The following is a 24797-nucleotide window of genomic DNA, read 5'->3' as shown; positions in this document are numbered from 1 at the left end:
TCCCATCAGCAGTGCACACATCGAAGGGTGCAGGTAGATGAGCGTCATCAGTTACGTCGCCGAAGGTTGCGCGCCGGGGACCAGCATCACGGGTCTGACGCCTGAGCAGGTCCTGGCGCAGTGCGCCGTGAAGCCGACGAACCCCATCGGTCTGCCGATCGCCGAGGTCCTCATCGCGGCGGTCGCATTCGCGGTCCTGATCCTCGTGCTGCGCAAGTTCGCCTGGCCGATGTTCGAGAAGGCCTACGCCGATCGCACCGAGGCCATCGAGGGCGGTATCGCCAAGGCGGAGTCGGCCCAGCTCGAGGCCAAGGCGGCGCTGGAGAAGTACCAGCAGCAGCTCTCCGGTGCCCGTGAGGAAGCCGCGAAGATCCGCGAGGACGCGCGCTCCCAGGCGCAGGCCATCAAGGACGACATCCTGGCCCAGGCGAAACAGGAGTCCGAGCGGATCTCCTCCGCCGGTCGCTCGCAGCTCGACAGCCAGCGCGCCCAGATCGTCGCAGAGCTCCGCGGCGACCTCGGCAGGATGTCCGTCCAGCTGGCCGGCAAGGTCGTGGGCGAATCACTCGAGGACGACGCCCTGCGCCGCCGGACCGTCGAGCGGTTCCTCGCCGATCTGGAGAGCTGATGCAGCACATCTCCAGCCGCGAAGCCCTCTCGGCACTGAATGACCGACTCGTCTCCGAGACGACGTCGGCATCGGTGGACGAGCTGGAGAAGCTCGGCGACGAGCTGCTCGGGGTGGCCGGCGTGCTCATCGCCAACCCGGTGCTCCGGCGCACGCTGACGGAGTCCAGCACCGAACTCGACGGGCGTGCCCGCATGGTGCACCGGCTCTTCGACGGCAAGGTCTCCGATCAGGTCGTCGAGCTGCTCGACGACGCCGTGCGACGTCCGTGGGCCTCCGGCGCCGACCTGCGGGAGGCGATCCAACGACTGGGCCGCACCGCGCTGTTCCTGTCCGCAGAACGCCAGGACCGTCTCGACCGGGTCGAGGACGAGCTGTTCCGCTTCGGCCGCATCGTGGAGGGATCGCCCCAGCTCTCCGTGCTCCTGGATGATCCGGCCGGCGATCCGCAGGCCAGGGTGGCTCTGGTGACCCGGCTGCTCGACGGCCGCGCCGACCGGCTGACGGTCGCACTGCTGAACTCCTCGGCCGGCGAGGTGAACGGACGGTCCTTCTCCCACCGCATCCGTGACCTCGTCGACCAGGCAGCCGAGCGTCGCAACGAGCTGGTCGCCGACGTGACTGCAGCGGCATCGCTGGACTCCTCGCAGCAGCAGCGGTTGTCCGCGGCGCTGCAGCGGCTCTACGGCCGGCCGGTCGCCGTGCACATCGAGGTGGACCCTGCCCTGTTGGGCGGCATGCGGATCAAGGTCGGCGAGGAAGTGATCGACGGCTCCGCCGCCGGCCGCCTCGCCGCGCTGGGACGCTCCCTCGGATGAGCAGCAGCACAGCAGTATCCGCCCAGGAGCCGCTGACGGCTCGCGGCCGGAGCACCGAAACGCAGACCATGGACACGCAGTGCACAGCAACACCGACAGATGAGGGAACGCGATGACCGAGTTGACGATCTCCACCGACGAGATCCGCTCCGCGATCGAGAGCTACGTCTCCGACTATTCGCCCGAGGTGACTCGCGAAGAGGTCGGGATCATCGCCACCACCGGTGACGGGATCGCCAGCGTCGAGGGCCTGCCGTCGGCGATGGCCAACGAGCTGCTGCAGTTCGAGGACGGCATCCTCGGCGTGGCACTGAACCTGGAAGCGCGCTCGATCGGCGCCGTCATCCTGGGTGACTCCGCCAGCCTGGCCGAGGGTCAGCAGGTCAAGCGAACCGGCGAGGTGTTGTCGGTACCCGTCGGCGAGGCCTTCCTCGGTCGCGTGGTGAACCCGCTCGGTCAGCCGATCGACGGCTTGGGCGACATCGCCGCCGAGGAGCAGCGTCCGCTCGAGTTGCAGGCAGCGTCCGTCGTACAGCGCAAGGAGGTCCGCGAGTCGCTGGCCACCGGCATCAAGGCCATCGACGCCATGACGCCGATCGGCCGCGGCCAGCGCCAGCTGATCATCGGTGACCGCAAGACCGGCAAGACTGCCGTCTGCGTCGACACGATCATCAACCAGAAGGCCAACTGGGCCTCCGGTGACCCGGCCAAGCAGGTGCGCTGCATCTACGTCGCGATCGGTCAGAAGGGCTCCACCATCGCGGGTGTGCGCGCCTCGCTGGAGGAGTCCGGCGCGCTGGAGTACACGACGATCGTGGCAGCTCCCGCGTCCGACTCGGCAGGCTTCAAGTGGCTGGCCCCGTACACCGGTTCGGCCATCGGGCAGCACTGGATGTACCAGGGCAAGCACGTCCTGATCGTCTTCGACGACCTGACCAAGCAGGCGGAGGCCTACCGCGCCATCTCGCTGCTGCTGCGCCGCCCGCCGGGCCGCGAGGCCTACCCGGGCGACGTCTTCTACCTGCACTCCCGGCTGCTCGAGCGGTGCGCCAAGCTCAACGACGAGCTGGGCGCTGGTTCGATGACGGGTCTGCCGATCATCGAGACCAAGGCCAACGACGTGTCGGCGTACATCCCGACGAACGTCATCTCCATCACCGACGGCCAGTGCTTCCTGGAGTCGGACTTGTTCAACTCGGGTGTGCGGCCGGCCATCAACGTCGGCATCTCGGTGTCCCGTGTCGGTGGCGCCGCGCAGACCAAGGCGATGCGGTCGGTCTCCGGCACGTTGCGCCTCGACCTGTCGGCCTACCGCGAGCTCGAGTCCTTCGCCGCCTTCGGCTCGGACCTGGACCCGGCCTCGAAGCGGGCGCTGGCCCGTGGTTCGCGACTCGTCGAGCTGCTCAAGCAGCCGCAGTTCGCCCCGTTCCCGATGGAGGAGCAGGTCGTCTCGGTGTGGACCGGTACCACCGGGCGCCTGGACGCCCTGCCGCTGGAGGACGTCCGTCGGTTCGAGAAGGAGTTCCTCGAGTATCTGCGGCACGTGGACAACTCCCCGCTGGCGACGATCCGCGAGTCCGGGCAGCTCGGCGACGACACCACTGCGACGCTGACGAAGTACTACGAGGAGTTCGGCTCCTCGTTCACCACGTCGGAGGGCACGACGCTGCTCGGCAACGAGAAGCAGGCCGACGCGATGGACGAGAGCGAAGTGGGCCAGGAGAAGCTCCAGGTCCGCAAGGCCAAGGCCGCGCCGCGCAAGTGACGCACCGGCAAGTGAGTGATCGACGAGATGGAGGGAGGTGACCCGTGGCCGCACAGGCACGCGTGCTCAAACAGCGCGTCAAGAGCGTCAGATCCACCCAGAAGATCACCAAGGCGCAGGAACTGATCGCGACCTCCCGGATCGCCAGGGCCCAGGCAGCAGTTGCGGCATCGGCCCCGTATGCAGAACAGATCACCGACGTGCTCGGTGCGCTGGCCGCGGTGTCGAGCCTCGACCACCCGTTGCTGGTGGAGCGGCCGGAACCCAAGCGTGCCGCGATCCTGCTGGTCACCTCCGACCGTGGGCTCTGCGGCGGGTACAACGCCAACGCGATCCGCACCGCCGAGGAGCTCGCCTCACTGCTGCGGGAGCAGGGCAAGCAGCCGGTGCTCTACGTCATCGGTCGTAAGGGCATGGGCTACTTCACCTTCCGGCAGCGGGCCGTCGCCGATGCCTGGAGCGGCTTTTCCGAGCGGCCGACGTATGCCGACGCCGAGCGGGCTGCGGATTCGCTGCTGCCCTCGTTCCTGGTCGGCAGTGACGGCGAGACCGAGGACGGCGAACAGGGCGTCGACGAGATCCACCTGGTGAACACCAAGTTCGTCTCGATGTTGACCCAGGAACCGCAGGCCCGTCGGCTCGCCCCGCTGGAGATCGAGTACATCGAGGCAGCGGAAGAGGCCGAGGGCGGCAAGGATCACGGTCCACTGCCCTCGTACGAGTTCGAGCCGAGCTCGGAAGCGCTGCTGGATGCGTTGCTGCCGAAGTACGTCACCACCCGCATCTATTCGGCGCTGCTGGACTCGGCGGCCAGCGAGTCCGCGGCCCGTCGTCAGGCGTGCAAGTCGGCCACCGACAACGCCAACGAGATCGTCAAGACGCTGTCCCGTCAGATGAACCAGGCGCGGCAGGCCCAGATCACCCAGGAACTCACCGAGATCATCGGCGGCGCCGACGCTCTCGCAGCTGCGAACACCGAAGAGGACTGACCCATGAGCACAGCCATTGCAGACAGCTCCACGCATGCGGACTCGACCACGGCGGGACGCGTCGTCCGGATCATCGGCCCGGTCGTCGATGTCGAGTTCCCGCGGGGCCAGGTCCCGGCGCTGTTCAACGCGCTGCACGTCGACATCGACGGCGGCGGGATCAAGCGGACGCTGACCCTCGAGGTCTCGCTGCACCTGGGCGACGACGTCGTGCGCTGCATCTCCATGCAGCCCACCGACGGCCTCGTCCGCGGCGTGCCGGTGCAGGACACCGGCCAGTCCATCACGGTCCCCGTCGGTGACCAGGTGAAGGGGCACGTCTTCAACGCGCTCGGCGTCTGCCTCGACGAGCCCGGCAAGGGCGAGGACGGGGTCCGGTGGAGCATCCACCGCAAGCCGCCGCCCTTCGACCAGTTGGAGGGCAAGACCGAGCAGCTGGTCACCGGTATCAAGGTGATCGACCTGCTGACCCCGTACGTGCAGGGCGGCAAGATCGGCCTGTTCGGTGGGGCCGGTGTCGGCAAGACCGTGCTCATCCAGGAGATGATCACCCGCGTCGCCAAGAACTTCGGTGGCACCTCGGTGTTCGCCGGCGTGGGGGAGCGCACCCGGGAGGGCAACGACCTCATCGCCGAGATGACGGACTCCGGTGTCATCAAGGACACCGCCCTCGTCTTCGGTCAGATGGACGAGCCGCCGGGCACCCGCATGCGCGTCGCGCTGTCGGCGCTGACGATGGCCGAGTACTTCCGGGACGAGCAGAACCAGGACGTGCTGCTGTTCATCGACAACATCTTCCGGTTCACCCAGGCCGGGTCCGAAGTCTCCACGTTGCTCGGCCGGATGCCCTCCGCCGTCGGCTACCAGCCGACGCTGGCCGACGAGATGGGCGAGCTGCAGGAGCGCATCACCTCCACCCGCGGCCGCTCGATCACCTCGCTGCAGGCGATCTACGTGCCCGCTGACGACTACACCGACCCGGCGCCGGCCACCACCTTCGCGCACCTCGACGCGACGACCGAGCTCGACCGGGCGATCACCGAGAAGGGCATCTACCCCGCGGTGAACCCGCTGTCGTCGTCCTCCCGGATCCTCGATCCGCAGTTCGTCGGCGACGAGCACTACCGGGTGGCGCAGGAGGTCAAGCGGATCCTGCAGAAGTACAAGGAGCTGCAGGACATCATCGCCATCCTCGGCATGGACGAGCTCTCGGAAGAGGACAAGCTCGTCGTCGGTCGCGCCCGCCGGATGGAGCGCTTCCTCGGCCAGAACTTCTTCGTCGCCAAGCAGTTCACCGGCATGGATGGTTCCTACGTCGAGCTCGACGAGACCATCCAGGCCTTCGACGACATCGCCAAGGGCAAGTACGACAACATCCCGGAGCAGGCCTTCCTCAACGTCGGTGGCATGGACGACGTGCAGGCGAAGGCCAAGCAGCTCGAAGGCTGAGCACCAGGGGTCGGCCGGTCCGGGAGTCTTCCCGGCCGGCGCCCCGCACCCGCCGTCCACCGTCGCAGTCGCGGCGGCGGACGGCGGTGCAGTCTTGTAGGTGCACTGTGCAGGATCCCGAGGTCTCCGCGACGAGGCCTACACTGAGCGTGCGGGGTAGTTGATCCCCGAACAGCCTCAATCGACGAGTGCGGAGTGAACACGTGGCGGAGATGCAGGTCGAACTGGTGGCGGTCGAGCGTCGGATCTGGTCGGGTCCCGCCCGGATGGTCGTCGCACGTACCACGGACGGTGACATCGGCGTGCTGCCTGGGCATGCTCCGCTGTTGGCCCAGCTGCAGGAGGGTTTCGCCGCCCGCATCGTCGAGGCCGACGGCACCGAGCTGAACGTCGCGGTGCACGGCGGATTCCTGTCCGTCACCAAGCAGAAGGTGTCGATCCTCGCCGAGGGCGCCGAGCTGGCTGACGAGATCGACATCGCCGCTGCACGCACCGCCTACGACGAAGCGGTCCGCGCCGGCGACGACTCCGACGAGCAGCGCGAGACGTTGCGCCGTGCGCGCGCCCGCCTGCTCGCCGCCGGCCAGAGCGTCTGACCGGAACAGGACAGCGGACGAGGGTCTGGAACGGATCGAGTCGGTATGCCTCTCCTGGAGTGGATCGGGTTGGGGCTGCTGGTTGCGATCGTAGCGTCGATCGTCTGGCTCACCGCGCGCCGGATGCTGCTCGTCCGCAGCGGCGCAATCGACATCTGCTGGCGGGATCGGACCACCGATGCTCCCGCCCACGGCTCCGGCTGGTCCTTCGGCCAGGCCAAGTACGCCGGCGACGAGCTGCTGTTCTACCGCTCCTTCTCGCTGATGCTCGGTGCTGCCCGCAGGCTCGATCGGGCCACCATCTCACTGGGGGAGAGCCGGGCCCCGATCGGAGTGGAGTGCGACCTGCTGCCGCCGGACTCCGTCGTGATCGACTGCAGCAGTGGCACATCGTCCGTCGCCCAGCTGGCGATCGACGAGATCGCCCTCACCGGACTGTCGTCCTGGATCGAGTCGGCACCCACCACCCGGCAGCGCGCCGACCCCTGACGTGCTGGCCCCGCTACCTGGGACCAACCAGCCGTTCGATGTGATGTTTGTCACAGCCTATTGCATGCATAGGCGAGACCTCGGGTGGTGGTACCGTCGCCGGCAGGCTCCCTATCGGGGGGGGGTATGCAAAGGGGACCCCAGTGAAACTGTGGAACAAAGCGGCCGCGTTGGCGGCAGTGGTCGTAGCATTCTCGGTGGTCAGCGCGCCACAAGCATTCGCCAAGGGCGAGTTCATAGAATGGAACTCCCGGGCAAACCCGCTGACGGTGTCGGGCTACGGAAGTACAGGGTATAGTTACGGCCGCTTCCGAGTGGCAGACAGCAGTGCTGGCACTCGGGCTTTTGACGACGGATGGGTCAAGCTATCGAATGCTGACAATCACCGGGTTTACATCACACAGGCCACCTTGGTCAATTCCGGTTCGTGCATTGCACCTTCCTTCCTGTCGTGCACTCAGCAGTACTACGTCCAGGACAGAGCTGAAAGCCCGCACGACAACCGTACCGGAGCCTGGCTCTCGGCCAAGTCCAGTACGGGTGTCGACGACGTGGCCGACTACGCTCGCGGTGCCATGAGGACGTGCCTGGACATTCCGCTCAGGACCGATCCCTGCTCCGGCCAAACCCTCACCGCAGGCACCCAGTACTGATGCCGCCGACGGATCCGAGGGTGGAGTTGACGGGCGTCGAAAGGCATTACCGGCGCGGTTTCACCCTCGGTCCGATCAACCTCGTCATCGAAACCGGACTCACCTTTTTGATCGGCAGGAACGGTGCCGGGAAATCCACATTGTTCCGGCTTTTGGCGGGCGACGACGCTCCGAGTGCAGGAAGCCTTAATTGGACGACTTCCGATCGTCGGGCGAGAATCGGTTACCTTCCGCAGGATCCGCTGTTGCCGGCGCTCAGCAACATCGGTGATTACCTGTACCACGCTGCGTGGTTGCACCGAGTGCCGCGAGAGGATCGCAACACCGCGATCGAGCGGGTAGCAGACCTGACCAATCTGACCGATCGGCTGCCGCAGCGGATCGGCAAGCTTTCCGGCGGAACCCAGCGGCGGGTGGCGATCGCGGCGACCATCATCCATTCGCCCGAGTTCGTCCTCCTGGACGAACCCTCCAGCGGGCTGGACCCGGCACAGCGCGTCCAGCTGCGCGCAGTGATCGCCCGAATGGCGCTGGACCGAGCGGTTGTCGTTTCGACCCATCTCATCGAAGACCTGCAACGACAGACCGACAGCACCGTTGTTGTGCTCCGTGACGGCCGCCTGATCCATCAGGGTCCGGTTTCGGCGCTGGAGGGGTCCGGAGCTTCGGATGACACTGTGGAAACCGCGATCACTCGGCTGATGGGAGAATCGGGATGACGCGCAGTATGCGCTTCGCGTTCCGCACCCTCGTCGGCCCGTGGCTCCTGTTCCCGGCGCTGGCTTTCGGCATTGCGGTCAGTCTGCTGCGCAGTTCCCCGTGGCTTGGGGAGGGCTTCTGGACCGTCGAATGGTTCGGGCTGAGCATGTTCTATCTGCTCCCCTTCGTGATGGGTGCGGCGGCGGTCGACGCTGCCCGGGCCAACCGGGCCGGTGTGGGTCATCTACAGCGAACCGCGGGTCGCGGTAGCAGGATCCTGCCGCGGATCGCGGCCTGGTCTGCGCTGCCGGTGGCCGGGGTGCACGGTGGGACGATGATCGTCGGGTTGGTGGTCGGCCACGTCACGGCCCCGAGCGCGGGATGGAGCTCGGTCGTGCTCGCCATCGTCATCCAGCTGGCGGGCCTGCTCTGGGCCGCAGGTGTTGGTTGTTTCCTCGGTACGGTGGCGCCACCTGCGCCGGCGGCCGTCGCCGCCATCGTCATCGGTTTCGTGGGTGTGCAGTTCATCGGCGAAGCAGCGGGCCGTGGCAGCTTCCACCTGTTGAGCTTCGGCGCTTCGAGCGTAAGCCGGATCGGATGGGTACTCAACCCTGCCTACGCGAGTACGCAGCTCGGCGTCTTCATCGGGGTGGGCGCTGTGTTGGTCCTGGGACCTGCGGTGCTGCGGGGCAGCTGGGCGGTGCGCCGTCTCGCGGTGGGGATCATCACCGTGCTTGCACTTCTGGCGCTGCCGTTGTTGGGGCCTGGGCAGCGATTGCTCGCCGATCCGCGACCCCCCACCGACTGCTCCGGTGGGAAACCGGTGCTATGCATCTATCCGGAGAATGCACGTCAGGCGCCCGGAATGCCGGAGATCATCAACAGGCTGATGGTGCTGGCGCAGCAGCGCGGCTACGGCGCCATCGTGCCGGAGCGGATCGAAGCCCAAAGCCGTACCTACACCACGCCGCCGCGGCGAGGAGTGCTGCCGCTGGACATCTTCGACACCAGCATCACCGGGGGTCGCTACACCGTCGAGTACCTCGTCCAGACGCTGTTCGTTCCGGTAGGCTGCGCAGCTTTGCGCGGCGATGTCGGACCGCCGGATTCGTATGGAGAGCAGTTGGATCAGCTCAGCGCCACCTGGTTGGCGTTCTGGTACGGCCAAGCACCGCCGCTCTCACCGGCTGACGCGGCAGCCCTGACGGATCGATTTGCCCGCTGCGATTTTTCGCTTCCGGCGTGAGAGTTCACCTTGGCCCCGTGGGCAGTCAGGACCGGGTGAGTTCCGGTCCCGGTAAGAGCGGGCACCACCTGGTACGGGAAGTTCGGTCGTGGACGGTGGCCCATCAGGTGTTCGTGGCAGGAGTGATCCTTGTCGTTACCGCTGCCGGGTCTGCGGCGACATCGGATCTGGTTTTCGACCGGCTGGGCGGGTTCACGTTGTCGGCCAAGGTCGCAGGCGTCCTGATCATCCCCGTCATCGGAGCCATGGCGATCGGTGCAGCATGGCGGCACGACGCGCCCATCTCCGTGCCGCTGCACCCGAGGCTGTTTTGGTGGCGAATCGTTTGGATCGCCGGGTGGATAGCCCTGGTGGCAGCGGCAAGTTGCACGGGGCAGCTCTTCGGCTCACAGGTGCTGACTGGTGCCGTGGTGCGCAACGTGCTGATTTTCGTGCTGATCACCGGGGTGTGCCAGCTGTTCGGGGTGCCGAGAATCGCCTGGATGGTGACGTTCAGCTATACGATGACACTGTTGTTCTTCGGTGCGATCGGTGACGACGGTCGCGCGCTGTGGTGGTCGGCTCCCATTGATTCGAGCGTGAGCTCCGTGCAGCTGGCGGTGTTCGGTGCGCTGTGCGCAGCAGTGGTCGTGTTGGTGTCGGTGCGGCGCCCACGGGCACGGTGACCAGTGAACGCTGACGACCGGTCGGTATCCCGCGCGACGCCGGTCAACGCTCCCCGCCCGGCACCCACTGCACGTCACCCTCGGGGTTCGCGACCCGGCCCAGGATGAACAGCAGGTCCGAGAGCCGGTTGAGGTACTGCGCTGTGAGCGGACTGGTGCGCTCGGGATCTGCGTCGAGCTGCGCCCAGGCACTGCGCTCGGCCCGTCGGGCGGTGGTGCGAGCCTGGTGCAGCAGGGCACCGGCCGCGGTCCCGCCCGGCAGGATGAACGAGGTGAGCGGCGCGAGGTCCTCGTTGAAAGCGTCGCAGTCGTGCTCGAGCCGATCGATGTAGCTCTGGTCGATGCGCAGCGGCGGGTACTGCGGGTCCTCGGCGATCGGTGTCGCCAGGTCTGCGCCGAGATCGAACAGTTCGTTCTGGATCCGGCGCAGCACGGTGGCCAGCTCGGGTGCGGGCGAGCCGAGCACGAGGACGACCCCGATGGCGGCGTTGGTCTCGTCGCAATCGGCGTAGGCGATGAGCCGCGGGTCAGTCTTGCGGACCCGGGAGAAGTCCGACAGTCCCGTCGTCCCGTCGTCGCCGGTACGGGTGTAGATACGAGTCAGATGAACGGCCATGCTCGCAGCCTAGGGGCCCACGGATCGACTTGCCGGACCGTTCCGGGGTGTTGAACGCACCGTCACGGATGGCCGAACGACCGGCGACCGCGCACTAAGCTCGGGTTCGTGAGCGAACGTTTCCTGGTGACCGGTGGCGCCCGCCTCGACGGCGAGGTCACCGTTGCGGGAGCGAAGAACAGCGTCCTGAAGTTGATGGCCGCAACCCTGCTCGCCGAGGGCACCTCGACCATCACCAACTGCCCGGACATCCTCGACGTCCCACTGATGGCCGACGTGCTCCGCGGACTCGGCTGCACCGTCACCCAGGACGGGAATCGCTGGTCGATCACCACCCCGGCCGAGCTCTCCTGGGAGGCGGATTTTGACGCGGTACGCCGATTCCGCGCTTCCGTGTGCGTGCTCGGGCCGTTGATGGGCAGGTGTCTGCGCGCCAAGGTCGCGCTGCCCGGCGGCGATGCGATCGGCTCCCGGCCGCTCGACATGCACCAGGCCGGTCTGGAGGCGCTCGGCGCCCGGATGCGGATCGAACACGGTGCGGTGGTCGGCGAGGCCGATGCGCTCATCGGGGCTCCGGTCGAGCTGGCCTTCCCGAGTGTCGGGGCGACCGAGAACATCTTGATGGCGGCCGTGCTTGCGAAGGGCACGACGACCATCGACAATGTGGCCCGCGAGCCTGAGATCGTCGACCTGGTCGAGATGCTGCAGCAGATGGGCGCCCAGATCTCCGGGGCAGGGACGTCGACGATGACCGTCGAGGGGGTCGAGAAGCTGCACCCGGTGGAGCACGTCACCGTCGGCGATCGGATGGTCGCGGGTACCTGGGCCTACGCGGCGGCCGTCACCCGGGGTGCGATCCGTGTCCACGGCACGTCGGCGAGTCATCTGGCTGCCCCGCTGGAGCGGTTGGCGGCGATGGGGGTGACAGTCCGCCCGGAGAATGACGGGTTCTCGGTGGACGCTCCCGACCGGCCGCGCGCCGTCGACTTCATCACCCTGCCGTTCCCCGGGTTCCCGACCGACCTGCAGCCGATGGCGCTCGCGGTCGCCGCGGTGGCGGACGGACACTCGATGATCACCGAGAACGTCTTCGAGGCCCGCTTCAAGTTCGTCGACGAGCTGGTGCGGATGGGTGCCGACGCCCGCATCGACGGTCACCACGCATCGGTGCGGGGCCGGGAACGACTGTCCTCGACGCCGGTCTGGGCGACCGACATCCGGGCCGGGGCCGGGCTGGTGCTCGCCGGGATGGCCGCCGACGGCGTCACCGAGGTCAACGAGGTCTGGCATATCGACCGTGGCTACCCGCGCTTCGTCGAGGACCTGGTGGCGCTCGGCGCCCAGGTGGAGCGCGTCACCGATTGAGCCGCCCGGGGAGCTGCAGCCGCGGTCCGGTGAACACCGCGTCGTCGAGTCCCTGGACCGGGGTGGTCTCCTCCGTGATAGGGCGCCGCTCTGCAACCGGGCCCGCAACCACTCACCGCGTCCGACGTCCGGCTCCCATCGCATGACGTGACCGTAGGGGCCGGATCTACGCTGGTGGCATGACTTCTCTTGCTGAGCGCGCCGTCCCGTCCGGTGAGCAGCAGCCGGCCCCCGTCATGCTTGTCATCGACGGGGCCACCGCGCGGCTGACACTCACCAATCCGCAGCGCCGGAACTCCCTGTCCGAGCCGACCCTGCGGGCGCTGCTCGCGGCGCTGGACGAGGTCGCGGTGAGCGAGGCCACCGGGCTGATACTTGGCGCCGAGGGGCCCGTGTTCTCCAGTGGTCACGACTTCGCCGACGTTGCTGCTCGCGACGTGGTGGGGGTCAGGGCGTTGTTGGAGCTCTGCCAGAGCGTGATGGAGAAGCTGCAGTCGCTACCGCAGGTGGTGATCGCCCGGGTGCATGCGCTCGCGACCGCCGCGGGCTGTCAGCTGGTGGCATCCGCTGACCTGGCGGTCGCGGCCAGCACGGCCGGCTTTGCGCTGCCCGGTGGTGCGGGTGGCTGGTTCTGCCACACGCCTGCGGTCCCGGTCGCCAGATCCATCGGCCGCAAGCGCCTGATGGAGATGGCCCTCACCGGCGACGTGATCGATGCCGCGACCTCGCTCGACTGGGGTCTGGTGAACCGGGTGGTCGAACCCGAGCAGCTCGACGCGGCGGTCGAGGAGTTGCTCGCTCGCGCCACCCGGGGGAGTGCGGCGTCCAAGGCCTGGGGCAAACGGGTGCTGTACGCGCAGCTGGACCGCCCTGCGGCTGATGCCTACGCGATCGCCGCCGAGGCGATGGCGGCTGCCTCCCAGAGCGCGGGCGGCAAGGAGGGGATGGCTGCCTTCCTCGGCAAGCGTCACCCGGAGTGGACCGACTGAACACGGTCCGGCAACCGGGGGAGATTCGCGGCACCCACACCGCGCTGGCTAGGGTGGCCGGGTGCGACTCGTGGTGGCGAAATGTTCCGTTGACTATGCGGGCCGGTTGACGGCCCATCTCCCGATGGCGACCCGGTTGCTCTTGGTGAAGGCGGACGGGTCGGTGTCGATCCATGCTGACGATCGCGCCTACAAGCCGCTGAACTGGATGTCGCCCCCGTGCAAGCTCACGGCGCAGGACGACCGCTGGGAGGTGGTGAACACCGCGGGGGAGAAGCTCGTCATCACGATCGAGGAAGTGCTCCACGACTCCTCACACGATCTCGGCGTCGACCCGGGTCTGGTGAAGGATGGCGTCGAGGCGCACCTGCAGAAGCTGCTCGCCGAACAGGTCGAGACGCTGGGCGCCGGCTGGTCGTTGGTTCGGCGCGAATATCCCACCCCGATCGGTCCGGTCGATCTGCTCTGCCGGGACGCGACCGGTGCCGTCGTCGCGGTGGAGATCAAGCGGCGCGGCGAGATCGACGGCGTCGAACAGCTGACCCGCTATCTGGAACTGCTGGGCCGGGATCCGTTGCTCGCGCCTGTACAGGGAATCTTTGCGGCGCAACAGATCAAGCCCCAGGCCCGCACCCTCGCCGAGGATCGCGGGATCCGCTGCGTGGTCCTGGACTACGACGTGATGCGCGGCATCGACAATCCGGAGGAGCGGCTCTTCTGAGTCGTGGCGTCCCCGCACCGGTCGACGCGTCGCCCGGCCGGATTGAGTCCGCTGTGGCGGGCCGATCCGCCTGCCTGTCCGCTCTGCGCGGAAACGGCCGACCCCGCCCGGGGTGTGCGCGCTGTGCGCACTAGCCTGGGGGCGAGCGAGCTGAACACGACAGGACCCGCGGGCAGGACGCAGCGGGCCGCACGAACATGGAAGAGGTGACCGCGTGGAGGTCAAGGTCGGTATTGCGGACCACGGGCGAGAGCTCCTGGTCGTGTCCACGGCGGAGCCCGAGGAGGTCCAGGCACAGGTCGACAAGGCGCTGAAGGATTCCTCCGGCAGTCTCGTCCTGGTGGACGAGAAGGGCCGCAAGGTCATCGTCCCGACCGCTCGGATCGCCTATGTCGAGATTGCCCCGTCCGACTCCCGCAGGGTGGGCTTCGGCTCCTGATCGGCTTCGGCTCCGGATCGTCCCTGGCCAGGCAGTCGGCGGTGAGTGTCGTCACCCGGACACTCCGGGGCTGGTGATGAACGCCGTTGATGTCCTTCGATGGACCGATGAGCGCTCCCGTCACCGTCGCGATCACCCGGCACCTCGAGACCGGGCACGAGGACGAGATGGTCAGCTGGTTTGCAGCGGGTATCTCGTTGGCCGAGAAGTTTCCCGGGTTCCTGGGCGGCGGTTGGGTGCGACCCGACCTTGGTTCTGACACGTGGCACATGCTCTACCGCTTCGCCGACCCTGACTCATTGGAGGTCTGGGAGAGCTCGTCGCAGCGGCAGTGGTGGAAGGCTTCGGCGGCCGGGCTAGGGGTGGTCGAGGCCCGGGTGGAGCGTCGCACCGGGATCGAGGGTTGGTTCGACGACCCGATGACGACCGAGGTGGACGACGTCCGCCCGGTGATCGCTGCGCCGCCGCGCTGGAAGCAGGCCTGCACGATCTTTCTGGTCTTCCTACCGCTGAGCCTGCTGGCCAACTGGATCGCCCGGGAGACGCTGTCCACGATGGCCCTTCCGCTGCGGGTGTTGATCGTGACGCTGGTGTTGACCCCGGTGATGACCTACGCCGGACTGCCGTGGATCACCCGCACGCTGCACTGGTGGTTGCACGGCCGGCCCGCCCCATGGCGCCGAGTTCGCTGATCCTCCTCCAGCTGCAGGGCCCGGTCGGGCTCAGCTCTGCGGGAAGCGGGAGATCCCGCGCCAGGCCAACGTGGAGAGGAGCTCGATCGCCACGTCGCGTTCGATGGGCGTCTGCTCGCTGATCCAGAACCGCGCGCTGACGTGCGACAGGCCCACCAAGCCCGCAGCCAGCAACCGGCTGTGCGACTGGTCCTCGCCGGTGTTCTTCATGATGGTCTCGGTGAGGGCCTGGACGCAGCCCTCGGTGGCCCGGTCGACGAGGGTCTGCACCTCGGTCTCGGAGTGCAGGTCCGACTCGAAGATCAGTCGATAGGCCTGCTGGTTGTCCGCGACGAAGTCGAAGTACGCGCGGATGGTGCCGCGGACGCGCTCCTTGTTGTCCTCGGTGGCCGCCAACGCCGACCTGACGCGGCCGACCATCTCGTCGGTAGAGATCTCCAGGAGTGCGACGTACAGCTGCAACTTCGACGAGAAGTGTTGGTAGAGTACCGGTTTGCTGACACCCGCAGCCTCGGCGATGTCGTCCATCGAGCTCGCGTGGTAGCCCTGGTCCGAGAACACCGACCTGGCGGCCGTCAGCAGCTGGACCCGTCGATCGCTGCGCGACAAGCGCGTCGCGGGTCGGGCGGTCTCCGTCATCTGACCTCCTCCTCGGTACTCGTCGCCCGGATCGGACACCCCCAGACCCTACGGTGCCCAGTGCTGCCGCAGGGTGCCGTCAGGCAGTGGTGCCCTCCTGCGGAGCGTCGGCAAGCAGTCCCGACGCCAGGTCTCCCTCGGCGGTGAGTCGATCCAGCACCACCTCGGGGGCCGGGTCGACGGGCATCCCTGCGGTCATCGCCGCGATCTCGTCGACCGTCACCGGCATCACCGCGGTGATGCCATCAGGGCCGTCCACCAGGCTGTAGGGCAGTGGGATCGGGGCCGCTGGGTCCAGCTCCACCAGCAGCGCGCGCCCGTCGCTGGCGGCAGGATCCACGGTGGCGATCTCGGGCGCGCGCTCGGCCAGCGCGGCTGCCGAACCCCACTGGGGGGTGGCCGGCTGCAGGTAGAGCAGCAGCCCCACCGCGTTCTCCACCGCGGGGACCACCAGGATTCCGGCGTGCTCGAGCGCCTCGATGATGGCCAGCGCAGCGGTGGCCGCGGTGGCGATGTCCGCTCCGGTACCGGCGGTCACCCGCAGGCACCCGGGCACTGTCGGCCCCTGACCCCACGAGAGCCACCGCGCCCCGCCGAGCACGGCGCGCTCCAGGGAGTCCGGCTCATCACCGAGTTCGACGTAGGCGTCCCAGCCACCGGCGACGACCGGACCCAGGGACCGATAGCGCCCGAGGGTGGCACCCATGACCGCGTAGTAGGCGGCCGGTGACGCGGCCGCGGCAGGCTTCATCGCTGCACGGTAGCCGCCCGGAGCCTGAGTCGGTTCCGGGACGATCGGTGCGACGCGGATGTCAGCGTCCCCGGGTGCGCGGTACGCGTGCGGTCCGGCCGGCCACCACGGCTCCGACGGCCACGAGCCCCGCGCCACCGAGGTAGCGCCCGAGCGAGTGCTCGGCGAAGGAGTACCGCCATCCACCGCCGGGGTTCCACAGCGGCGGAGCAGGGCCACTGATCCGTTGGGCGCCGAATGCGGTCGACGCCGGATCGGTGCCGAAGGACGGCCGGCCCGCGCTGGCTGGACCCGCCACCAGGCCGGTGGCGAGCCAGCCTCCCAGGTCTGTGAACGAGCCGGTGACCGGGTCCCGGTCCGAGCTGAGGACGAAGACGTTCTCCGGCGCCACCCCGGCCAGGTCCTGTGCCCTGGCATCCGGCCGGCCGACGCCGGGTGAGCCGAGCAGGACGACGGAATCGGCACCGATCGGCTCCTGTGCCGCCCGCGCCGTGACGACGGATCCCATCGAGTGGCCGATCAGGGTGAGCGTCGCCGAATCCAGCATCGTCGTGCGGATCGTGGCGGTGTCCGCGGCCAGCAGCGGCGCCCCTTCCGTCGCTGGGTCCGCGGAGGCTGCGGCCGTCAGGTCAGCCCATTCACGCGCCAACGACGTGTGATTCGGCGACCCGGAGACCGGGATGTCGTAGCCGAACCACAGCACGACCGCGGTGCGTTCACCAGGAGCCGCCTGCTGGGCAGCATCGCGCAGGCCGGCCGCAGTGGGTACCGACGCATCGAGATCGGCGGGGGAGTTCGCGATGCCGGGAGTCAGGATTGCCACGTGGTCGGCCCGCGAGACGTCTCCGACCGAGACGGCCACGCGCCCCTGACCGCCGAATGCGTCGGGCTGGTAGACGAGCAGCTGGGCCCGGCTGTCACCCCCGCTGGTCTCGGCCGCCCTGAGTGCGGCGAGTGTCCGGAGCGCGAAGGTGCGCCGCCACGGGGTACCGCAGTGCAGGTCCGCCGCGAGTTGATCCCGAGCCAGCCGGTCGATCCGGGTCGCGGCTCCGCTGAGCTCCGTCGGCCGGAAGTCGACGGACGGGTGAGCAGAACCGCGGATCGATGACACCGTCGGGGGTGTGATCGCGGTCAGGGACGTACCCGGGTCCGCGGACAGAGCGCCGCTGATCGACGACATCGCGGCCACGAGTTGTTGTCGGGACGAGTCGGCCGCGGCAGCGAGCGTCCGGGCGGCTGCGGTGCGGGCCTCCGCCTCCGGGGTCCCCCAGGGGACGTAACTCGGAGACCAGTCGACCGCTGCATGAGCTCGCTGGATCGCGCCGGCCAGGGATCGTTGAGCGTTCTCGATCGTGTCGAGCGCGGTGCCGACGCGCCCGACGGTCAGGACGATCTCGGCGCCCAGCCGCCCTACTGCGTCTGCCAGCGATCGCAGGTACCGGGCGGGCTGCCGGGCCGACCAGGCAACGGCGAGTGAATCCGCACATCCGCGGATCGACGGCGCGCTGGATCGGGCGAGTTCGGAGTGCAGGGTCGCCGCAGACAACACGGATCGGATCTGTTGGGTGGCGACACCGTCGACAGCGTCGAGTATCGGGCCCAGGATCCCGGCCCCGCAGTCGGCCGTCCATCGCGCCAGGTGCGGATGGACCGGCGGCAACGCCCCGCTCAACGCGGGCCGCCTGCGCGTGAACCGGCCCGGTCGAATTCGTCCAGGGTTCCGGCGGCACTCTCCACCGCGGTTGCCGCCGCTTCCAGCAGCGCGCAGCCGCGTCGCCGGGCCTCCAGGGCCCGCGCCAGGAAGACCGGCAGCGCCGAGGACAGCTCGGCGCCTCCCCGGTCGGTGCCGAACGCGCCGGGGGTGGCCGCCGGGTCGCCGGCCGATGTCAGCCAGCGCAACGCCAATTCGTGCAGTTCGGCGGACAGTCGACCCACCACGACCGGGTCGAAGGTCAGTCCGGTTTCCGGATCGTGCATCCATCCTCCTCGTCCTGTCGGTGCGCGGCCAGCCTCCCCGCCGGATGGATCAGAGCCCAGCGGCAGTGTGAGTTCTGTGGATCCTCGAGTGCTCTGTGGACAACTCGGGGTGAACAGCGGGCACGATGGGCGGATGAGCGCGACGCCCTGGCCGATGCCCGATCCACCGGACCGGGAGCGATTCGCCGAGCTCAGCGACGCTCGGCTCAGCGTGACGCCCCTGCCGCCCGCAGCACCTGTCAGGGCTGTTCCTGCGGCGGGGCAACTGATGGTCATCGACGATCGCGGCGTGTTCGTGCGCGGACCGCATCACCCGCCACGCGGGGACGATCGCTCGGCGTCGACCGGGCTGACGTCGGCGGGGCCCGAGCAGATCGCCCGCCCCGTGGAGCGGGATCGCCAGATCGACGACCGCCCGGTCGCTGTCTACGTCCACGGGCTGGCGGGGAACTCGACGAACTTCGACAGTGTCGGTTCGGTGCTCGCCACCTACGCCCGCGGACATGCGATCGATCTCCCCGGATTCGGGCGCAGCGATCCGCCTCCCGGTGAGCGGTACTCCCTGGACGACGACGCCGAGATCGTGGCCGAGGTGATCCGGCGGCTGTCTCCGCGGCGACCGGTGCACCTGGTCGGGAACTCGCTCGGCGGAATGGTGTGCATCCTGGTGGCGTCCCGTCATCCGGAGTTGATCACGTCGTTGACGCTGATCTCGCCCGCGGTCCCGGATCTGCGGCTCACCACCGACCGGGGTGCCGACCCGCGCCTGGGACTGCTGTTGGCCCCCGGCACGACCGGGTTGGCGGTGCGGCGACTCGGTGGGATCGATGCGCAGCAGCGCGCCCAGGGGATGGCAGCGCTGTGTTACGGCGATCCTTCGTCGCTGACCGCCGAGGACGTGGCGGCTGCCGCGGTGGAGCTCCGCTGGCGATTCCCGTTGCGATGGGTCCACACCTCGACGATCGAGTCGATGCGCGCCCTGATGCGCAGCTATCTGCGGGTCGGCCGGCGTTCCTTTCGCAGCATCACCGCGTCGGTGACCGTCCCCACCCTGGTGATCTGGGGGACGAAGGACCGGTTGGTGGACTGCTCCCTGGCGACGTCGACGGCGGCGGCGTTCGCGCAGAGCCGGCTGCTGGTGCTCGCCGGATGCGGTCATGTCGCCCAGATGGAGCGTCCGGACGCCACGGCTCGCGCGGTGCTCGCGCTGTGGGAGGACGTCGACACGGTCGCCGCGGACACAGGCGAGCCTCGATCGACCCGGGTGCCGAATGTGGCACCCTCGACCGCGTGACCCGCCCGAGCGACCCACGTCGCCGTCAGAGCCCTCCAGGTGTCCGTCAAGGCGACCCCGGTGCTCCATGGACCCCGCAGGCGCGGACCCGCCAGGCAGTCGCCGGGCAGGCCGGGGCGGAACGGGCACGGCCGGGACAGGCCTGGGCGCCCCCGCAGCCGCGCGACTCACCCGGTCGCTCCGGCCGTTCCGAGGTGCACGGTCGACGCACCAGGCCCGTCGGTCAGTCGACGTTGTGGTCCGATCCGAGTCTCGGCCCGCAGCCACTGCGAGCTGCCTGGACGCCGATTCCCACCCAGGATCCGGAAGCGGACAAGACCCGGCTGCGGCCTCGTCGGCCCGCTGCAGAGCCCGCCGCACCGCCGGAGCACGGAGACGGCAGCCGTCGCAAGACGGCCCGTCGGCGCAGCGCGCTCGGATGGTTCGTGCACCGCTACGGCTGGCGCGCCTACGCCCTGCCGGTGCTGGTCGCGCTCACCGTGGTGGTGATCGTGCAGGTGGCCAGGGGGCCGGTCGGTCCTGTCCTCGCGGGCGGACCCGACCCCTCGATCTCACAGCAGGTCCCGGGCACCGCAGGTGCCGTCTCGGTGCCGACCACCGTCGTGGTGACCACGACCCAGCTGCAGACCCCTTCTGGCAGTGCGTCGGCGGGCGCGCCGGGGCCCCCGCGAGCCTCCAGCGCGCCACCCTCCAGCGCACTGCCGACCGCGCCCAGCGCGAGCGGCTCGGGCCCGGCCGGCCCTGATCCGAACGGCGCATGGGCCAGGACGCTCAAGGCCGGTGATCTGCCGATCGGTGCAGCGTTCACCACGAAGGGGGCAGGGACGTACCACACGGTGCCGGGCCGGACCGGGGCGATCGGGTCCGGTCCGCAGAAGCTGACCTTCACCGTGGAGGTCGAGAACGGCGTCCAGACCACCGAGCAGGACAAGGAGTTCGCCGCTTCGGTGGTGGCGACCCTCTCGGATCCGCGCTCGTGGATCGCCGGCGGCGAGTACACGCTGCAGCGGGTGGATTCCGGAACGCCGAGCTTCCGGGTGTCGCTGTCCAGTCAGATGACGACGCGAGCTATGTGCGGGTACACCATCAAGCTCGAGGCCTCGTGCTACAACAGCTCGCGTGACAACCGGGTGGTGATCAACGACTCCCGGTGGACGCGCGGCGCCATCTCCTTCAACGGCGACATCGGCTCGTACCGGGTCTACGCGATCAACCACGAGGTCGGCCACCGGTTGGCTTTCCATCATCAGCCGTGCACCGAGCAGGGTGGTCTGGCCCCGGTGATGATGCAGCAGAGCTTCTCGACGGCGAACGACGACCTGCACCCGCTGGACGTCCAGAACATCCCTGAGGACGGGCTGGTCTGCAAGTTCAATCCGTACCCGTATCCGCGGGGCAGTGTCGGCTGACCGCCTAGGCCCCACTCCGACACGGCGGGTGCCTGGACGAAGTACGGCGCCGGGTCCACATCGGCGCGCTCGATCCCGACGTCCTGCCTGCTGATCCACAGCCCGCGCACTCGCGGGGCAGACTGATGTCATGAGCTTTCCCGCGCTGGTCGAACCCGGCCCCGCCCTCACCGGGCCCGAACTGGCCCGGTACGCACGACATCTGCTGCTCCCTGATCTCGGTGAGCTCGGACAGCGTCGGCTCCGCGCGGCGCGGGTGCTGGTGGTGGGCGCCGGAGGCCTGGGATCGCCGGTCGTGGCCTACCTGACCGCTGCGGGCGTCGGCACCATCGGGATCGTCGACGACGATCGGGTGGAGTTGTCGAATCTGCAGCGCCAGGTGATCCATCCGGCGGATGCAGTGGGGGAGCCGAAGACGGTGTCGGCAGCCCGGACCGTCAGGGCTCTGGATCCCGCCACCGTGGTCGAGCAGCACCCGGTCCGCCTGACTCCGGAGAACGTCGACGACATCGTGGCCGGTCACCACCTGGTGATCGACGGAAGCGACAACTTCGAGACCCGGTACCTCGTCGACGCCGCCTGTGCGCGGGCCGGCATCCCCGACGTCTGGGGGTCGGTGTTGCGGATGGAGGGGATGGTGAGCGTCTTCTGGACGGACCGAGGCCCCCGGTACATCGATCTGCACCCGCAGGCACCGCCGCCCGGCGCCGTGCCGAGCTGCGCCGAGGGCGGTGTGCTCGGGGCGTTGTGCGGCACCATCGGAACCCTGATGGCCACCCAGGCAGTGTTGCTCATCTGCGGGATCGGGAAGCCTCTGGTGGGTCGGTTGATCGTGCACGACGCGCTCGACGGTGAGACCCGGACCGTGCCGCTCGGCGCCAGAACCGGCAGCCGTCGAACCCCAGCCGGGGACGTGGCCGCGCTGGAATCGTCGCCGGAGCCGGCCGAGCAGCCGGTTCCGTTGGTACAGCCTGCCGCCCTGCGGGACGCGCTTCTCTCCAGCCACCCACCACTGCTCGTCGACGTGCGGGAACCTGCGGAACGACTGATCGTGTCCATCGACGGGGCCGTCGCGATGACGGCCGATGCGTTGGTCACGTCGGCGAGGGACGGCTCTGTCGGTGCCGACCGGCAGATCGTGGTCCTGTGTCGGTCCGGGGTGCGCTCGGCCGCGGCCGCCCGGCGGGTCGCGGTGGAAGCTGGTCGGTCGGCCTCGAGTCTGGACGGCGGCATCCTGCGATGGATTGCAGAGGTCGACCCGAGCCTTCCGCGCTACTGATCCGGCGGGCACCCGGTGGATCCGCACCCGAGGTGGGAGAGCCCTGAGGAGGGGGAGCTTCAGGACGGAGAGCCTGAGGACGGGGACCGGAGTCAGGCGGTGCGCGACACGGCCGGTGGAGCAGTGATCGCCGGACTGCCAGACGGTAGCGTCCGAGGCGTGCCCGTCCCGCCCCCCGATCATGTGCTCGCCGCGTTCGGCGTGCCCGCGGCGATTCCGGAGCTGCTCGAAGGCGGTCAGCAGCAGACCTGGCGGTGTGCTGACACGGTTCTGAAGCCGACTGCAGACACTGCCGAGGCGGCGTGGATCGCGCGCACGTTCGAGACGCTCAGAGTCGACCTGCTGAGGCTCGCCCGGCCGGTCCGATCCTCCGACGGTCGTTGGGTCGTCTCCGGGTGGACGGCCCAGAAGTTCGTCGTGGGACGTGCCGCCGCCCGGTACGAGGACATTCTCGCCGCCGGTGATCGCCTGCACGCCGCACTGACCGACGAGCCGCGGCCGCGGTTCCTGGCCCAACGGGACGATCTCTACTCGTGGGCCGATCGGCTCGCCTGGGGAGAGATCGAGGACGTCGACCAGCGGATCGGCACCGGTCACGCCGCGAAGCTCTACGACGAATGGGCCGGAGGTCGTCGACCGGTCACGCTCAAGTCGCAGATCGTGCACGGGGATCTGTTCGGCAATGTGTTGTTCGCCGGATCCGCCGCGCCGGCGATCGTGGACATCACCCCCTACTGGCGACCTCCTGCCTTCGCGGCCGCCATCGTCGTGGTGGATGCGGTCAGCTGGGGCGGAGCCGGCGACGAACTCGTCGAGAGCTGTATGGAGCGGCACGAGTTCGGCGAGATGCTGCGGCGCGCACTGCTGTTCCGGCTGGGCGTCAGCCTTGCCCATCCACGTTCCACCGCCGAATCGATGGTCGAGGTCATGTCGGCGGCGCAGATGCTCAGGCCCTATCTCGGAGAATGACGTGCATGCGTCCTCCTGCCGACTCAACCGGAGGCCGCGCACAGTCCGTCCAAGCTGTCCGGCGGAAGTCCTGCGAACATGATGTCCAGCATCAGCAAGGTCAGCCGGTGGCGTCGGTCGGTCTGCAGCACGCGGTCCGCTGCCACCTGGGCCAGCGCTCCATCACCCGCGCGGTAGGCGACCACCACCAGCACCGAACACAGATCCACCGAATCGTCGGCCGGGACCCGGCGCAGCGCCGAGACCAGGACCGGGATCCAGGGTTCCGAGCGGCGCTGCAGCATCTGGGCGAGCAGCGCGTCCCGATCCCCCGAGTTCCAGCAATACACCGCAAGCCGGGCGGCGACCCCCACGCTCACCGTGCCGTCGCCGGCCACCGTGCAGAGCGCATCCTGCAGGACTGCCGTCAGCAGCGGAGGATCGAGCGGACGGATCTCGCCGCTGCGCAGCGCGATCCGGTCGAGTTCCTCCACGACGACGGCGACCGCCTGACGCCCCACTGCCTCGCCGATGCTCGCCGGGGCGGCGACGGACGCCGCCAGTTCCGCTCGGTCGGCGAGTACCCGCCGACCGTTGAGGGTGTTGACCGCCTTCAGCGCGATCACCCCTTCACTGTCCGGCACCTCTATCGGTTCGCGACCGACCACGGCGCCGTCCGCCGAGACCAGAAGAATCTCGTGGGCGTCCACCACCGCGGTCGCCAGCACACTGCGCCCGTGGCCGCGCAGCAGTTCGCCGACGCGCGCTGCGAGTTCGATGCCCGACGGGTGACGGGAATAGATGACGACCAGGCAGCGGTCACGGGCGGGATCGAGCTGCGCCGAGAGGTAGGCGCTCATCTCGATCAGCTCGAGTTCCCGCTGCCACGGCTCTTCGGCGACCGGGAGATCGATCCGCATCACCCGCGTTGCGGCGTCCCCTTCCAGGCACTGGATGACGAGGCTCTCCGAGGGCGTGAAACCCACCTGGTAGGGCCCGATCCTGACCAGGTCGGTCACATCGGCGATCCTGATGCGCGGACGGCTGTCGGGATCAATTCGCCCGCGTCGTCGTGGGTCGCTCGGTGGCGGGAACGGTGTCGGTGGCGGGAACGGGGTCGCTGACGGCGGACTGGCCGGGCGGGTTTCGGAGACCGGGCGCTGCGGTGGGTTGTCGGGCATCCGTCCACTCAACCTGCGCACGAGCTTCCGTGCGTCGACGCCGCCGAAGTTGTGGACAGCTCGCGACCTGTGGACAACCTGCCCTCCACAGGTCGTCTTCCAGGGATCGATGTCGGTGACGTGTGCACACCACGCCAGCCGGGCCCCCGCACATCGGGGGAGACAGGCTCACCCGTCGAATCGATGGCGGAACCGGGTGAGCGGGACGACCCGACCGTCTTCGACCCACACTCCTTCGGCGCGCAACAGGGCAGTCTGGGTGTCTGCGAGATGCGCGGCGAAACGGCCGTCCGCCTTCACCACGCGGTGCCACGGCACCGAGTCGTCGGCCAGCGCCGACAGCACCGTTCCGGCCAGTCTTGCGGAGGGGGAACCGGCGGCCGCCGCGATGTCCCCGTAGCTGACGACCCGGCCCGCAGGCACCGACCTGACCATCTCCAACATGCGTTCAGCGAGCACCATGTCCACGCGCACAGTCTGCCCGCCCTGCACTCGGCGGT

General features: G+C 68.9%; 27 protein-coding genes. 20 read left to right on the top strand and 7 right to left on the bottom strand.

Annotated features, from left to right (window positions below; genetic code table 11):
- Positions 1 to 37: 37 nt before the first annotated feature.
- From ABLG96_RS12255 to ABLG96_RS12205, 11 genes are all read left to right on the top strand, one after another.
- Complete coding sequence (locus tag ABLG96_RS12255) at positions 38 to 628, top strand: F0F1 ATP synthase subunit B (protein ID WP_353647669.1); 591 nt, start codon at positions 38 to 40, stop codon at positions 626 to 628.
- Complete coding sequence (locus tag ABLG96_RS12250; RefSeq protein ID WP_353647668.1) at positions 628 to 1446, top strand: F0F1 ATP synthase subunit delta; 819 nt, start codon at positions 628 to 630, stop codon at positions 1444 to 1446. Before ABLG96_RS12255 ends, ABLG96_RS12250 begins: the two co-directional genes overlap by 1 nt.
- A 112-nt stretch (positions 1447 to 1558) precedes the next feature.
- A complete protein-coding gene (gene atpA / locus ABLG96_RS12245) occupies positions 1559 to 3211 on the top strand; it encodes a F0F1 ATP synthase subunit alpha (RefSeq protein WP_353647667.1) in 1653 nt (550 codons plus the stop codon).
- Between the two features lie 44 nt (positions 3212 to 3255).
- Positions 3256 to 4200: a F0F1 ATP synthase subunit gamma gene (locus ABLG96_RS12240; protein WP_353647666.1), complete on the top strand. Its 945-nt coding sequence runs from the start codon at positions 3256 to 3258 to the stop codon at positions 4198 to 4200.
- 3 nt (positions 4201 to 4203) lie between these two features.
- A complete protein-coding gene (atpD, locus tag ABLG96_RS12235) occupies positions 4204 to 5649 on the top strand; it encodes a F0F1 ATP synthase subunit beta (protein ID WP_353647665.1) in 1446 nt (481 codons plus the stop codon).
- A gap of 203 nt (positions 5650 to 5852) precedes the next feature.
- A complete protein-coding gene (locus ABLG96_RS12230; protein ID WP_353647664.1) occupies positions 5853 to 6245 on the top strand; it encodes a F0F1 ATP synthase subunit epsilon in 393 nt (130 codons plus the stop codon).
- A 45-nt stretch (positions 6246 to 6290) separates the two neighbouring features.
- A complete protein-coding gene (locus ABLG96_RS12225) occupies positions 6291 to 6734 on the top strand; it encodes a DUF2550 domain-containing protein (RefSeq protein ID WP_353647663.1) in 444 nt (147 codons plus the stop codon).
- A gap of 143 nt (positions 6735 to 6877) precedes the next feature.
- A complete protein-coding gene (locus tag ABLG96_RS12220) occupies positions 6878 to 7387 on the top strand; it encodes a hypothetical protein (protein WP_353647662.1) in 510 nt (169 codons plus the stop codon).
- A 20-nt stretch (positions 7388 to 7407) separates the two neighbouring features.
- Positions 7408 to 8106, top strand: coding sequence for an ATP-binding cassette domain-containing protein (locus ABLG96_RS12215; protein WP_353647661.1), 699 nt, complete (start codon positions 7408 to 7410; stop codon positions 8104 to 8106).
- On the top strand, positions 8103 to 9332 hold the full coding sequence (locus tag ABLG96_RS12210; protein WP_353647660.1) for a hypothetical protein: 1230 nt from the start codon (positions 8103 to 8105) through the stop codon (positions 9330 to 9332). Before ABLG96_RS12215 ends, ABLG96_RS12210 begins: the two co-directional genes overlap by 4 nt.
- A 17-nt stretch (positions 9333 to 9349) precedes the next feature.
- Positions 9350 to 9997 carry a hypothetical protein gene (locus ABLG96_RS12205; RefSeq protein ID WP_353647659.1) on the top strand — a complete coding sequence of 216 codons (648 nt, stop codon included), beginning with the start codon at positions 9350 to 9352 and terminating at the stop codon, positions 9995 to 9997.
- A 43-nt stretch (positions 9998 to 10040) separates the two neighbouring features.
- Here ABLG96_RS12205 and ABLG96_RS12200 read toward each other — a convergent pair whose 3' ends face one another.
- The gene (locus ABLG96_RS12200; RefSeq protein ID WP_353647658.1) at positions 10041 to 10613 is read right to left on the bottom strand and encodes a cob(I)yrinic acid a,c-diamide adenosyltransferase; all 573 of its coding nucleotides are present in this window, start codon (positions 10611 to 10613) and stop codon (positions 10041 to 10043) included.
- A 108-nt stretch (positions 10614 to 10721) separates the two neighbouring features.
- On the opposite strand from ABLG96_RS12200, the gene murA reads away from it, so the two are divergent.
- The 5 genes from murA to ABLG96_RS12175 all read left to right on the top strand — a co-directional run bounded on the left by murA (position 10722) and on the right by ABLG96_RS12175 (position 14819).
- Positions 10722 to 11978: a UDP-N-acetylglucosamine 1-carboxyvinyltransferase gene (gene murA / locus ABLG96_RS12195; protein WP_353647657.1), complete on the top strand. Its 1257-nt coding sequence runs from the start codon at positions 10722 to 10724 to the stop codon at positions 11976 to 11978.
- A gap of 236 nt (positions 11979 to 12214) precedes the next feature.
- Entirely contained in the window at positions 12215 to 12967 is a 753-nt protein-coding gene (locus tag ABLG96_RS12190) for an enoyl-CoA hydratase-related protein (protein ID WP_353651483.1), read from the top strand.
- 61 nt (positions 12968 to 13028) lie between these two features.
- Positions 13029 to 13688: an endonuclease NucS gene (nucS, locus tag ABLG96_RS12185; protein WP_353647656.1), complete on the top strand. Its 660-nt coding sequence runs from the start codon at positions 13029 to 13031 to the stop codon at positions 13686 to 13688.
- 214 nt (positions 13689 to 13902) lie between these two features.
- The gene (locus ABLG96_RS12180; RefSeq protein ID WP_353647655.1) at positions 13903 to 14127 is read left to right on the top strand and encodes a DUF3107 domain-containing protein; all 225 of its coding nucleotides are present in this window, start codon (positions 13903 to 13905) and stop codon (positions 14125 to 14127) included.
- Between the two features lie 107 nt (positions 14128 to 14234).
- Positions 14235 to 14819, top strand: a complete 585-nt coding sequence (locus ABLG96_RS12175) for an antibiotic biosynthesis monooxygenase (RefSeq protein WP_353647654.1) — start codon at positions 14235 to 14237, stop codon at positions 14817 to 14819.
- A 30-nt stretch (positions 14820 to 14849) separates the two neighbouring features.
- Here the strand turns inward: ABLG96_RS12175 and ABLG96_RS12170 are convergent, their stop codons facing one another.
- The 4 genes from ABLG96_RS12170 to ABLG96_RS12155 form a co-directional block, all read right to left on the bottom strand.
- Positions 14850 to 15458, bottom strand: a complete 609-nt coding sequence (locus ABLG96_RS12170; protein ID WP_353647653.1) for a TetR/AcrR family transcriptional regulator — start codon at positions 15456 to 15458, stop codon at positions 14850 to 14852.
- Positions 15459 to 15537: 79 nt separating this feature from the next.
- Positions 15538 to 16209, bottom strand: coding sequence for a hypothetical protein (locus ABLG96_RS12165; RefSeq protein ID WP_353647652.1), 672 nt, complete (start codon positions 16207 to 16209; stop codon positions 15538 to 15540).
- Between the two features lie 61 nt (positions 16210 to 16270).
- Positions 16271 to 17881 carry an alpha/beta hydrolase gene (locus tag ABLG96_RS12160; RefSeq protein ID WP_353647651.1) on the bottom strand — a complete coding sequence of 537 codons (1611 nt, stop codon included), beginning with the start codon at positions 17879 to 17881 and terminating at the stop codon, positions 16271 to 16273.
- Positions 17878 to 18186 carry a hypothetical protein gene (locus ABLG96_RS12155; protein ID WP_353647650.1) on the bottom strand — a complete coding sequence of 103 codons (309 nt, stop codon included), beginning with the start codon at positions 18184 to 18186 and terminating at the stop codon, positions 17878 to 17880. The genes ABLG96_RS12160 and ABLG96_RS12155 overlap by 4 nt, the downstream gene beginning before the upstream one ends.
- A 133-nt stretch (positions 18187 to 18319) precedes the next feature.
- Between ABLG96_RS12155 and ABLG96_RS12150 the strand changes: the two genes are divergently transcribed.
- From ABLG96_RS12150 to ABLG96_RS12135, 4 genes are all read left to right on the top strand, one after another.
- The gene (locus ABLG96_RS12150; protein ID WP_353647649.1) at positions 18320 to 19480 is read left to right on the top strand and encodes an alpha/beta hydrolase; all 1161 of its coding nucleotides are present in this window, start codon (positions 18320 to 18322) and stop codon (positions 19478 to 19480) included.
- Positions 19477 to 20889, top strand: a complete 1413-nt coding sequence (locus ABLG96_RS12145; RefSeq protein ID WP_353647648.1) for a DUF3152 domain-containing protein — start codon at positions 19477 to 19479, stop codon at positions 20887 to 20889. Before ABLG96_RS12150 ends, ABLG96_RS12145 begins: the two co-directional genes overlap by 4 nt.
- Before the next feature lie 130 nt (positions 20890 to 21019).
- Entirely contained in the window at positions 21020 to 22168 is a 1149-nt protein-coding gene (locus tag ABLG96_RS12140) for a ThiF family adenylyltransferase (protein ID WP_353647647.1), read from the top strand.
- A 159-nt stretch (positions 22169 to 22327) separates the two neighbouring features.
- Complete coding sequence (locus tag ABLG96_RS12135; RefSeq protein WP_353647646.1) at positions 22328 to 23137, top strand: TIGR02569 family protein; 810 nt, start codon at positions 22328 to 22330, stop codon at positions 23135 to 23137.
- A 23-nt stretch (positions 23138 to 23160) separates the two neighbouring features.
- On the opposite strand, the gene ABLG96_RS12130 is transcribed toward ABLG96_RS12135, so the two are convergent.
- Positions 23161 to 24135: a DUF4192 domain-containing protein gene (locus ABLG96_RS12130; RefSeq protein WP_353647645.1), complete on the bottom strand. Its 975-nt coding sequence runs from the start codon at positions 24133 to 24135 to the stop codon at positions 23161 to 23163.
- 330 nt (positions 24136 to 24465) lie between these two features.
- A complete protein-coding gene (locus ABLG96_RS12125; RefSeq protein ID WP_353651482.1) occupies positions 24466 to 24759 on the bottom strand; it encodes an MGMT family protein in 294 nt (97 codons plus the stop codon).
- Between the last annotated feature and the right edge of the window lie 38 nt (positions 24760 to 24797).

It is taken from the genome of Nakamurella sp. A5-74, assembly GCF_040438885.1.
Lineage (GTDB): Bacteria > Actinomycetota > Actinomycetes > Mycobacteriales > Nakamurellaceae > Nakamurella.
The sequence above is the reverse complement of the archived record's forward strand: the minus strand, read 5'-3'. Positions and strand labels throughout refer to the sequence as shown.

Coding starts and splice junctions, on each gene's coding strand:
- ABLG96_RS12225 (WP_353647663.1), top strand. CDS start 6,291: ATGCCTCTCCTGGAGTGGATCGGGTTGGGGCTGCTGGTTGCGATCGTA.
- ABLG96_RS12200 (WP_353647658.1), bottom strand. CDS start 10,613: ATGGCCGTTCATCTGACTCGTATCTACACCCGTACCGGCGACGACGGG.
- ABLG96_RS12140 (WP_353647647.1), top strand. CDS start 21,020: ATGAGCTTTCCCGCGCTGGTCGAACCCGGCCCCGCCCTCACCGGGCCC.
- ABLG96_RS12175 (WP_353647654.1), top strand. CDS start 14,235: ATGAGCGCTCCCGTCACCGTCGCGATCACCCGGCACCTCGAGACCGGG.
- ABLG96_RS12125 (WP_353651482.1), bottom strand. CDS start 24,759: ATGGTGCTCGCTGAACGCATGTTGGAGATGGTCAGGTCGGTGCCTGCG.
- ABLG96_RS12210 (WP_353647660.1), top strand. CDS start 8,103: ATGACGCGCAGTATGCGCTTCGCGTTCCGCACCCTCGTCGGCCCGTGG.
- ABLG96_RS12255 (WP_353647669.1), top strand. CDS start 38: ATGAGCGTCATCAGTTACGTCGCCGAAGGTTGCGCGCCGGGGACCAGC.
- ABLG96_RS12190 (WP_353651483.1), top strand. CDS start 12,215: ATGCTTGTCATCGACGGGGCCACCGCGCGGCTGACACTCACCAATCCG.
- ABLG96_RS12165 (WP_353647652.1), bottom strand. CDS start 16,209: ATGAAGCCTGCCGCGGCCGCGTCACCGGCCGCCTACTACGCGGTCATG.
- ABLG96_RS12150 (WP_353647649.1), top strand. CDS start 18,320: ATGAGCGCGACGCCCTGGCCGATGCCCGATCCACCGGACCGGGAGCGA.
- atpA (WP_353647667.1), top strand. CDS start 1,559: ATGACCGAGTTGACGATCTCCACCGACGAGATCCGCTCCGCGATCGAG.
- atpD (WP_353647665.1), top strand. CDS start 4,204: ATGAGCACAGCCATTGCAGACAGCTCCACGCATGCGGACTCGACCACG.
- ABLG96_RS12250 (WP_353647668.1), top strand. CDS start 628: ATGCAGCACATCTCCAGCCGCGAAGCCCTCTCGGCACTGAATGACCGA.
- ABLG96_RS12155 (WP_353647650.1), bottom strand. CDS start 18,186: ATGCACGATCCGGAAACCGGACTGACCTTCGACCCGGTCGTGGTGGGT.
- ABLG96_RS12170 (WP_353647653.1), bottom strand. CDS start 15,458: ATGACGGAGACCGCCCGACCCGCGACGCGCTTGTCGCGCAGCGATCGA.